The organism is Pseudomonas sp. Fl4BN1, from assembly GCF_009908285.1.
Classification (GTDB): Bacteria; Pseudomonadota; Gammaproteobacteria; order Pseudomonadales; family Pseudomonadaceae; genus Aquipseudomonas.
In genome coordinates this window covers 325,817-336,011 of record NZ_JAAARM010000004.1, presented here as the reverse complement: position 1 = coordinate 336,011, position 10,195 = coordinate 325,817, and the positions used below count along the sequence as shown (strand labels likewise).

Genomic DNA, 10,195 nt, shown 5'->3' with positions numbered 1-10,195 from the left:
TCTCCAGCGACTCCATCGAATTGTTTGCCCGCGGCAAGAACCTGGCTGCCAGCGTGACCTTTGCCCATTCCCTCGAGCGGCCAGAGGCCCTGAGTGAACGCGAAGCACCGATCTACTTCCGTTTGGACTTTTTCCTCTAATTACGCTCTTTACCTGAGAAACATGACATGGATGTTCGTCAGTTTGCCTTCCTGGTCCGTCAGCCCTCGGCTGCCCTGCAATCCCGTGATTCGTTCTGGGGCCTGTCGAAACGCGGGTTGGCGTTCATCCTGGCCAACGTGATGTTCTGGCAGCCCGTGGTGGCGATGGCCGACGGCATCGTGGTCAACGGTGGCGGCACCACCCTCGGCCAGGCCGGCAATGGCGTGCCCATCGTCAACATCGCCACGCCTAACGGCAGTGGCCTGTCGCACAACCAGTTCAGCGACTACAACGTTGGCCAGCAGGGCGTCATTCTCAACAACGCTACCAACCGTACCCAGCAAACCCAGCTTGGCGGGATCATCCTCGGCAACCCCAATCTGGGTGGCCGCGCAGCGAATGTGATCCTCAACGAGGTCAACGGCGGCAGCCCCAGCCAGCTCAAGGGCTACACCGAAGTGGCCGGGCAGTCAGCCCATGTGATCGTTGCCAACCCCTATGGCGTGACCTGCAACGGCTGCGGCTTTATCAACACCCCGAAGGCCACCCTGACCACCGGCAAGCCGGTGATCGAGAATGGCCAGCTCCAGCGTTATCAGGTGGATCAGGGCAGCGTGGCGATCGAAGGCGCGGGGCTGAACGCGAATAATATCGACCAGTTCGAAATCATCACCCGCAGCGCCAGGATCAATGCCGAGATCCAGGCCAAGCACCTGGCGGTGATCGCCGGGGCCAACGATGTCGACGCCCAGACCCTCAAGGCCACGGCGCGGGCAGCAAACCCTGCGGATGCACCACAGTTGGCCATCGACAGCAGCGCCCTGGGCGGCATGTACGCCGGGGCCATCAAGCTGGTGGGCACCGAGGCTGGGGTCGGGGTGAAACTCGACGGCAAGATGATCGCCAGCGGTGGCGATATCCAACTCGATGCCAATGGCCAGTTGCGCATGGCCGAGGCGAGCGCCGAGAAAGGAGCGGTGGCGATCAAGGCCCAAAGCCTCGACGCCCAGGGCGCGGTGTACGCCGGGACCGATCTCGAGGTGCAGACCCAGGGCGACCTGAACAACCACAGCACCCTGGCAGCGGCCAACAGCGTCAACCTCAGCAGCGGCGGGCAACTGAACAACCACGGGATCATCGAAGCCGGGGTCAACTTCGACAACAGCCGCAACCCCAATGGCGATGTCACGCTGAGCGCGAAGAGCCTCAACAACAGCGGCAAGAGCGTGGTGGCCAGCCGTGATCTGACGGTTACGGCCAAGCAGACCCTGAACAACCAGGGCGGCACCCTGAGCGGGCAACGCCAGGTGACGGTCAGCGCCGGGACCCTGGACAACCAGAACAAGGGCAAGCTGCTCAGCGCCGAGCGCCTGCAACTCAATGCCGATCAGGTGCTCAACGGTCAGGGCGGGCTGATCAAGAGCCAGCAGTCCCTCAATGCCACCCTGGGCCACCTGGGCAACAGCGGCGGCGAACTGTCGAGCCAGGGCAGCAGCACCCTGGTGCTGGCCGGGATGGACAACCTCACCGGCGTGGTACTGGCGCAACAGACCCTGACCATCACCGGCAGCGCTGAGCTAGACAACCAGGGCGGGTTGCTGTCGGGCTGGCAGGGCCTGACCCTCAAGGGCATCGGCCTGAACAACAGCAACAAAGGCACCGTCTCCAGCCTCAAGGGCGGTGTCGACATCACCCTCAGCAACGCCTTGAACAACCGCCAGGGCGGAGCCCTGGTCAGCCAGCAAGCCCTGGACGTCAAGGCCGCGAGCCTCGACAACAGCCAGAAAGGGGTGATTTCCAGCGCTGGCGCACAAAGCCTCAAACTCAGCGACCTGCTGGACAACAGCCAGGGCGGTTCGATCGACAGCGCCGCGAGCCTGACCCTGAACGCCCTGACCCTGGGCAACAGCGGCGGCACCGTCAACGCTGGCGGCGACCTGACGTTCACCGGCAGCGACCTGGACAACCGCCACGGCACCTTCAGCGGCAAAGCCGCCGTCACCCTCGACCTGCTGGGGCGCCTGAGCAACCAGCAGGGCAAGCTGTCTGCCGCCGGCCCCTTGCTGCTCAAGCGCAGCACTAAGGTTGAGAACCAGGGAGGCGAACTCTCCAGCCAGCAGTGGCTGCGGCTGTTCACCGAGCACTTGGACAACCGGCAGAAGGGCCGGGTCGCGGCCAATGATTCAGTGTTGATCAGCGCCAGTGGCGAAGTGCAGAACAGCGATGGCGGGGAGATCCTCAGCCGCGAAGCCGACCTGCAACTCAATGCCGAGCGCCTGGATAACGCCAAGGGCCTGCTGCAGGCCAAGACCAACCTGGGCCTCGATGTGGCGGCCGACGCCGGCAACCAAGGCGGGCAAGTGATTGCCCAGCAGGGCGACCTGACGCTCAAGGCGGCCCACCTCGACAACCGCGCGGGCAAGGTCTCGGCCCTCAGCGGCGGCGCCACCCTGGAAACCGCCGCCGATGGCCGCCTCGACAATCGCGACGGCGCGCTCTTCGCCCTGCAGGCGCTGCATATCAGCGCCAAGGACCTGGACAACAGCGCCGGCCAGATCAGCGCCCGGCAGATCGAGCTGGAACTGGCTGGTGCCCTGGACAACCGCCAGGGCCTGATCGAAAGCCGCAGCACCCTGGCCACCGCCGCCGCCAGCCTGGACAACCAGCGCGGGCAACTGCGGGCCCTAGGTCTGGCGAGCAAAACTCGCTTCGACATCGGCGGCACCTTCGACAACCGTGACGGCACCCTGGAAACCGCCAACCACGACCTGAGCTTCGACGCCGGCGGCTTCAACAACCGTGGCGGCAGCCTGCTGCACAACGGCAGTGGCGTGTTCGGCATCTCCATGGCCAACCTCGAAGACGTCGGCGGCCGCCTGAAGACCGCGGGCCAACTGACCCTGGAAGCCGAGCGCTGGACCAACAGCAGCTCGATCCAGGCCGAGCAACTGACAGTCAACGTCGACCACCTGACCCAGACCACCGACGGCCAGCTCCTGGCGAGCAATGGCCTGACCGGCAGCGGTACTCACTGGAACAACGACGGCCTGATCGGCAGCGACGCTGCGATCAGTGTTGACCTGAGTGGCAACTACGCCGGCAAGGGTCGCCTGAGCAGTATTGGCCAACTGGATCTGCACGCCGCTCAACTGGACCTGACCGACAGCGCCAGCATCGCCGGTGGCGGCAACACCCGCGTCAACATCGATGGCGCGCTGAACAGCGCCGGACGCATCACCGGCAACCAGAAACTGCACCTCACCGCCTCCAGCATCAACAACCGCGGCACCCTGGGCAGTGGTGATGACCTGACCCTCACTGCCGCCACCCTGGTCAATGACCAAGGCCTGATCTCCAGCGGCGGCAACCTGCAACTGCTGACCACGAGCTTCACCAACCGCTACGCCCAGGTGTACAGCCTGGGCACAACACTGATTGCCAAGGACAACCAGCAAACCAAGGCCGACCTGCTGGACAACCGCTCCGGAGATATCGAAAGCCTCGGCAAGCTGACCATTGCCGCCACCACGGTCAACAACGTGATGGACGTGCTGGAGTACATCGAGCACGAAAAAAGTGCCGCCGGCATCACCCGCCTGTCCTGCAACATGATTCCCGGCGCCGGCTGCGACGACCGTGGTGGCGGCCGCATCAACGGCCTGTGGGAAGTGGCCGAGACCGACCGCCTGCGGGTGACCAACAGCAGCGCCGCCGCCAGCCTCAACAGCGGCGCCGACCTGCAGATCGACACCCAGGTACTGACCAACACCAGCAGCCTGATCACCGCGGCCGGTGACCTCAACGTCAACGCCATCACTATCCTCAACCAGGGCTTGCAACCCCAGGAAATCACCACCCTGCGGCGCTACTGGAGCTTCGTTAACGAAACCGGCAACGCCGCCGCCCAGGCTGCCGCCTTCAACGCCCGCAACAACCCGACCCCGTCGGCCAGCTTCGCCTCCGACCTCAGCGCCTTTATCGGCTGGACCGGGGTGATGCTGGGCTCCAGCAGCAAAGTGGTGGATGGCGACCAATCCTTCGCCGCCACCATCCAGGCCGGTGGCAAGGTCAACCTCAAGGCTGACAAAACCCTCGACAACAGCGTGATCCGCTCCTTCTACGAGTACGTCGGCGCCGGCAAGACCCTGACCGACACCGGCATTGGCAACGGCTACTCGACGCCGATCCGGATCAACCCGCAACTGCCCCCGGAACTGGCCCAGCAACAGGTCAACCCGCTGGTACTGCCGGGCTTCACCCTGCCCACCAGCGGCAACGGCCTGTTCCGCCTCAGCGGCCAGGGCAGCAGCGCTGCACAAGCCCCGACCCCGGCACAGATCGCCGGCCTGCCGGACGCCGCGAGCCTGTCCCGGCCGCACAAATACCTGGTGGAAACCAACCCGGCGCTGACCAACCTCAAGCAATTCATGAGCTCGGACTACCTGCTGTCCCACCTCGGCTACAACCCCGAGGAGAGCACCAAGCGTCTGGGTGATGGTTTCTACGAACAGAAACTGATCCAGCAAGCCATGGTCGCCCGTACTGGCCAACGCTTTATCGACGGCCAGGACAGCGGTGAAAAACTCTTCAAGCACCTGATGGACAACGCCCTGCAGAGCAAGCAACAGCTTGAACTCTCGGTGGGCGTCACCCTGACCGCGGAACAGGTCGCCGCGCTGACCCACGACATCGTCTGGCTGGAAAGCCATGAAGTGAATGGCGAACAGGTGCTGGTGCCGGTGCTGTACCTGGCTCACTCGAACAACCGCCTGGCGCCGAATGGCGCGCTGATCGCGGGCAAGGACGTGAGCCTGATTGCCGGCAAGGATTTGAACAACGTCGGCACCTTGCGTGCGGCCAATGACCTGTCGGCGGTGGCGGGGGAGAACCTGGTCAATAGCGGGTTGGTGGAGGCGGGGAAGGGACTGGATCTGCTGGCAGGCAACCATTTGGTCAACCGCGCTGGCGGCATCATCGCCGGACAGGACGTGACCCTGACCACCACCCAGGGCGACGTGATCAACGACCGCACCCTGACTACCCACCAAAGCAGTGGCGGCGACTACGTCCGCGAGCAACGGCGCGACTTCCTCGACAGCGCCGCGCGCGTCGAAGCTGGCAACAGCCTGCGCATCGGTGCCGAACGGGACTTTGACAACAACGGCAGCGTGCTGCACAGCGGCGGCAACACCACCATAAAGGCCGGTCGCGACGTCAGCTTGAGCGCAGTCGAGCAAGTGGTCAGCAATGACCGTGGCATTGGCAACCTCGACCAGAGCCGAACCCAACACGGCGCGACCCTGGAGAGCGGCGGCGACCTGAGCATCGATGCCGGTGGCAACGTCACCGCCGTTGCCAGCCAGATCGACGCCAAGGGCGATGTGTCGATGACGGCCAAGGAGCACCTGACCCTGGCCTCGGCGGCGAACGAACAGCACTGGGCGAGCAAGACCGGCACCACCAAGAGCGAAGAAGATCGCGTCAAGCAGCAAGCCACCACGGTGACGGCGGGCGGCGATGTGCTGCTCAAGTCCGGCAAGGACATGACGCTGATTTCCAGCCGGGTCAAGGCGGGTGAGGAAGCTTATCTGGTGGCCGGTGGCGAGTTGAACCTGCTGGCGGAGCAGGACAGCGAGCACTCGTTGTATGACATGAAGAAGAAGGGGGGCTGGGGCAGCAAGGAAACCAAGCGTGACGAAGTCACCCGGGTGACCCATGTCGGCAGTGAGATCAGTGCCGGCGGCAATCTGACTCTCAAGAGTGCAGGGGACCAAAGGTATCAGGTCGCCAAGCTGGAGAGCGGCAAGGACCTGACCCTGGACAGTGGCGGCGCCATCACCTTTGAAGGGGTGAAGGACCTGCATCAGGAGAGTCATGAGCAAAGCAGCAACAGCCTTGCCTGGACCAGTGCCAAGGGTAAGGGCAACACCGATGAGACCTTGCGCCAGAGTCAGTTGCTAGCTAAGGGCGAATTGATCATCAAAGCCACCGACGGTTTGACTATCGACCTCAAGCAAATCGACCAGAAATCCATCAGTCAAACCATCGACGCCATGGTGCAAGCCGATCCGCAACTGGGGTGGCTCAAGGAGGCCGAGAAGCGCGGCGATGTGGACTGGCGCAAAGTGCAGGAAACCCACGATAGCTTCAAATACAGCCACTCCGGGCTTGGCCAGGGGGCGATGCTGGCGATCATTATCATCGTGACGGTGCTGACTGCCGGGGCTGCGAGTGGCGCAGTAGGTACGGCGTTTGCGGGTGCAGGCTCTGCAGGTAGCGGAACCGTCATGGCGGCTGGTGGGGTTTCGACTGTGGGTGCCTCCGCGGGCACTTTCGTTGCGGCTGGCTGGGGTAATGCCATGGTTACGGCGGGGCTGACCTCAATGGCCAGCACTGGTGCTGTCAGCGTCATCAACAACAAGGGCAATCTTGGCGCAGCGTTTAAGGAAACCTTCAGCAGCGATAGCATAAAGCAGGCCCTTATTGCCAGTGCATCGGCTGGGGTTGTCAATTACGCCAGCGGTAACTGGTTCGGAGCTCAAACCGACCCAGTCACCAATAAAGTCAGTGGCCCGAGTGTTGCGCCTCATCTGACGGATCCGGCCGCGATAGGGCGCTTTGGGGCGACTCAGCTGGCTGGAGGTGTAGTCAGAGGAACGCTGTCAGAGGCTTTAGGGCAGGGGAAGTTCAAGGATGCGATGACAGGTGCGTTCTTAGACATTCTTCAAGCGGTAGCCTTTACAGGTGCAGGGGATTTAGGTGCAAAACTCGATCTTCAAGAAAGTGGCCTAAGCAAAACTGCTTTGCATGCAGTTGTTGGTGGATTGCTTTCGGAGGCCATGGGCGGGGATTTTAAAACCGGTGCTATTGCAGCGGGAGCTAACGAAGCACTCATGATGACTCTTGAGAAGAGTCCTCTCCTGAGTGGTGCCAACCCGGTAGAGCATGACCAGCTTGTAAATGCCGCCTCCAAGCTTGTGGGGCTGCTGGCTGCAGCCAGTGTCAATGGCGATGTCGCAATAGGGTCGCAGATTGCGGGTAATGCACAAGCCTATAACCGCAAGCTTCATTCATTTGAAGAAAAACGGATTGCCGAAGAAGCTAAAAAGATGGAGGCGTCTTTAGGTAAAAGTCGTTCTGGATTCGGTTGGGACGTTTTACTTACTTATGCCGCTGATGGCGAGCTTGATGCGCAGGACAATAAACAGCTTCAAGCCATCTTTGCAGCTTATAGGCCAAATAATCCTGAAGGTCTAAACTTGGCTGAGGATCTTCAGAGGGCTATAGATGTTGTTAAGCAACTTCAGAGTGAGAAAGTTCTTCTCACTTGGGCAGATGGCTCACCTGTTATAGCTAATGGTGACAAGGTGTATGCATTTGCAGCGACTTCAAAGCAATATGCAGACCCTCTGTTGTTCAACTCTGCTAGTAATACAACATACAATAATGCCCCTGGTGGTGTGGGGGTTGTTCCAGATAAATGGATTGATCAATACGGCGAAGCAATAGCTACCAAGAAACTTCGAGAGATTGGAGCTATTAGTAATGATGTAGAGCTTACGAGCGCTCAATGGGAGATGTTGCGAAGCTATGCAACTGGTGGACTGACCTCGAACATTGATTTAGAGGCGCTTCTCGCTGTATTACCCGTGGGTAGGGCGAGTAAGGGAAGCATTCTCAGTGTCTTGAAAGAGTTGGTGTCTCGTGATGTAGGTCAGGCTGCTGGTAAAATCGTTTCGCAGGCTGAAGCCAAGCTTGCTGGCTATAAACCGTGTTGCTTCGCGGCTGGGACTATGGTCGCAACGCCTACTGGTGAAAGGGCTATTGAGACCCTAAAAGTGGGGGATCTAGTTTGGAGTAAGCCCGAAAAAGGGGGGGAGCCCTTTGCCGCAGCCATCACCGCGACTCATATCCGTACTGATCAGCCTATTTATCGCTTGGGTCTGAAAAAAGACGGCATTGACGGCATTGTATCGTCAGAGACACTGGAGGTGACTCCTGGACATCCGTTCTATGTGCCAGCGCAGAAGGGTTTTGTTCCCCTTATTGAGCTCAAGACTGGCGATCGCCTGCAATCTTTGGGGGATGGGAAAGGGGAAGGCAGTTCGATCAGTGTGGATTCTGTTGAATTGCTGCAACCTCAGGGGCAGACCTATAACCTGACGGTAGATATTGGCCATACGTTCTATGTTGGCAAGCTTGGTACCTGGGTGCACAACGTTGGACCTTGCTACATCTGTAATAATGGGAGCTGTTCAGTCCACGGAGTAGGTATCAACCCTCCGCATTCAGATTTGTCTCAGCCTGGAGGGTTGGCCTCTACTGAAGGTAGCCAAGTGGTAAAGCCAAATGGGAAGTTGTCTAACCCAACTCATCCTTTAGAAAAGCATGGGCCAGATGCTAGCGATGCTTATCTCAAAGATAGGGTCCAAAATGAGTTAATTAATAGTAATCGAATAGGCTCGAGAACAGCATTCAATGATCGCGGGCAAATGGAGGATGCTATAGCAAAAACATTGTCAATTAAGGCGCAAGACGTGCGCTCATGGTTAGCCTCTTCTCCGCCTGCGGGTTTGATTAAACCCTTTATGGCTGACCCGGGGTTGGGGAATCTGGGGCGTGGATTTGAAGTTTTAACTAAAGGTGGTTCAATATCTAAAATAACTAGGCCGATGCCTAATGTGAATTTGGTTTTGAAGTCTGACGGCAAAGGCAGTTATATAATTCATACTGCGCATCCTGAGTTTTAATGGAGAGAAATATGGCTGGGTTTGAGTGGAGGGAACATTTGCTTGATATGTTCGCTGGTACTGTGAATCAACAAACTCTTGAAGAGGCTGCTGAGGAAATGGCTTCTTTGAGCTTCTGTTATCCGGGGTTTCATGAGAATTATTTGAGGACGTTTGATTTTGCTATAGATGCTTTACGTTCTGGCGATAATTACCCGATTGAGTGCATAAACAGAAGTGGATACAAAGCACATGACGTTGAGGGCGCTTTGGAACTGATTGAGGATTTTAAAACGTTGTATATTAAGTTTTTTGAGCTCGGGGAAGACTAAGTTGGATAGATGTTTTAGAGGGGCGTGGCATGAGATGACTGTTTGTACTGCTGTTTAATGAGAGCTTTAATGTTATTTGAGCAGTGGAGCATTTTGTCTGGTTTGGTAAAAATTACGTGTAATAAGGAAGATTTATATGATTAAGATCCTCTGCAAGACCGCTGCTATTCTTTCGATAGCTTTGCTTTACGGCTGCGTATCAGCCCCATCAATGGAAAAGATGCAAGCTGAAGTTGCACAGTACTCACTACCCAAACCAGCAGTAGCCGACAAGGGGCTGGTATACGTCGTTCGTCCTAGCAATGTGGGAATGATGGTGCGCTTCAATGTCTTCCTCGATGATAAGGAAGCCGATTCGGAAATGGGCTACAACCGTGGTAACCAATACATCTACTTCTACGTAACGCCCGGTCAGCACGTGATCAGCTCCAAAGCTGAAAACTGGGCGGATATGCCCGTGACAGTCAAGGCGGGTGAGGTTGTCTACCTGAAACAGGAGGTTGAAGTTGGCGTAATGATGGCGCGTAACAGCCTGAAGGTGCTGAGCGATGTGGAAGGTCGTTATCTGGTCAAGGATGCTGCTCTAGGTACTATCGCCAAAGAGAGCAAGTAAGCCTTTGATCGATTGGTATTCGATCTACTGCGAGAGAAAAAGGGCGACTTTCAAGCCGCCCTTTTTGGTTTACTGAAGCACCTGCTCCTGCATTCGCCTTGTTGTCACATCCAACAAGTCACACCCATCGCGCAGCAAAATGCTGCACACCAGCGACAGTTCCTGTAGTACCGCTGCACCTTTGGTCGCTTCGTCAGAAATCGCAAAGTTCTCCAGCAGTTGAGTCACGGCGCGAATGCGATACGCCGCTGCATCGTGCAGGACGTCAATGGGGGATTGGGTATCGATCAACAGCGAGGGAATGTTGCAGTCATGGCCGGTAATCGGCATGTATCGATTCAGAGTCGTCATGGATCTTACTCCTATATCAATCAGAGCCA

4 protein-coding genes are annotated in these 10,195 nt (G+C 58.3%); 3 read left to right on the top strand and 1 reads right to left on the bottom strand.

Going from position 1 to position 10,195, the window contains the following annotated elements:
• The first annotated feature begins 167 nt into the window (after positions 1-167).
• The 3 genes from GV818_RS07085 to GV818_RS07075 all read left to right on the top strand — a co-directional run bounded on the left by GV818_RS07085 (position 168) and on the right by GV818_RS07075 (position 9,815).
• Entirely contained in the window at positions 168-8,891 is an 8,724-nt protein-coding gene (locus tag GV818_RS07085; RefSeq protein WP_161776173.1) for a DUF637 domain-containing protein, read from the top strand.
• Between the two features lie 11 nt (positions 8,892-8,902).
• The gene (locus GV818_RS07080; RefSeq protein ID WP_161776171.1) at positions 8,903-9,202 is read left to right on the top strand and encodes a hypothetical protein; all 300 of its coding nucleotides are present in this window, start codon (positions 8,903-8,905) and stop codon (positions 9,200-9,202) included.
• 220 nt (positions 9,203-9,422) lie between these two features.
• Positions 9,423-9,815, top strand: a complete 393-nt coding sequence (locus tag GV818_RS07075; RefSeq protein WP_178124781.1) for a DUF2846 domain-containing protein — start codon at positions 9,423-9,425, stop codon at positions 9,813-9,815.
• Positions 9,816-9,884: 69 nt separating this feature from the next.
• On the opposite strand, the gene GV818_RS07070 is transcribed toward GV818_RS07075, so the two are convergent.
• Positions 9,885-10,157, bottom strand: coding sequence for a hypothetical protein (locus GV818_RS07070; protein WP_178124780.1), 273 nt, complete (start codon positions 10,155-10,157; stop codon positions 9,885-9,887).
• Positions 10,158-10,195: the final 38 nt, after the last annotated feature.

What these genes read in the sequence shown, in the direction of transcription:
- GV818_RS07075 (WP_178124781.1), top strand. Translation starts at nt 9,423, where the DNA reads ATGCAAGCTGAAGTTGCACAGTACTCACTACCCAAACCAGCAGTAGCC.
- GV818_RS07080 (WP_161776171.1), top strand. Translation starts at nt 8,903, where the DNA reads ATGGCTGGGTTTGAGTGGAGGGAACATTTGCTTGATATGTTCGCTGGT.
- GV818_RS07085 (WP_161776173.1), top strand. Translation starts at nt 168, where the DNA reads ATGGATGTTCGTCAGTTTGCCTTCCTGGTCCGTCAGCCCTCGGCTGCC.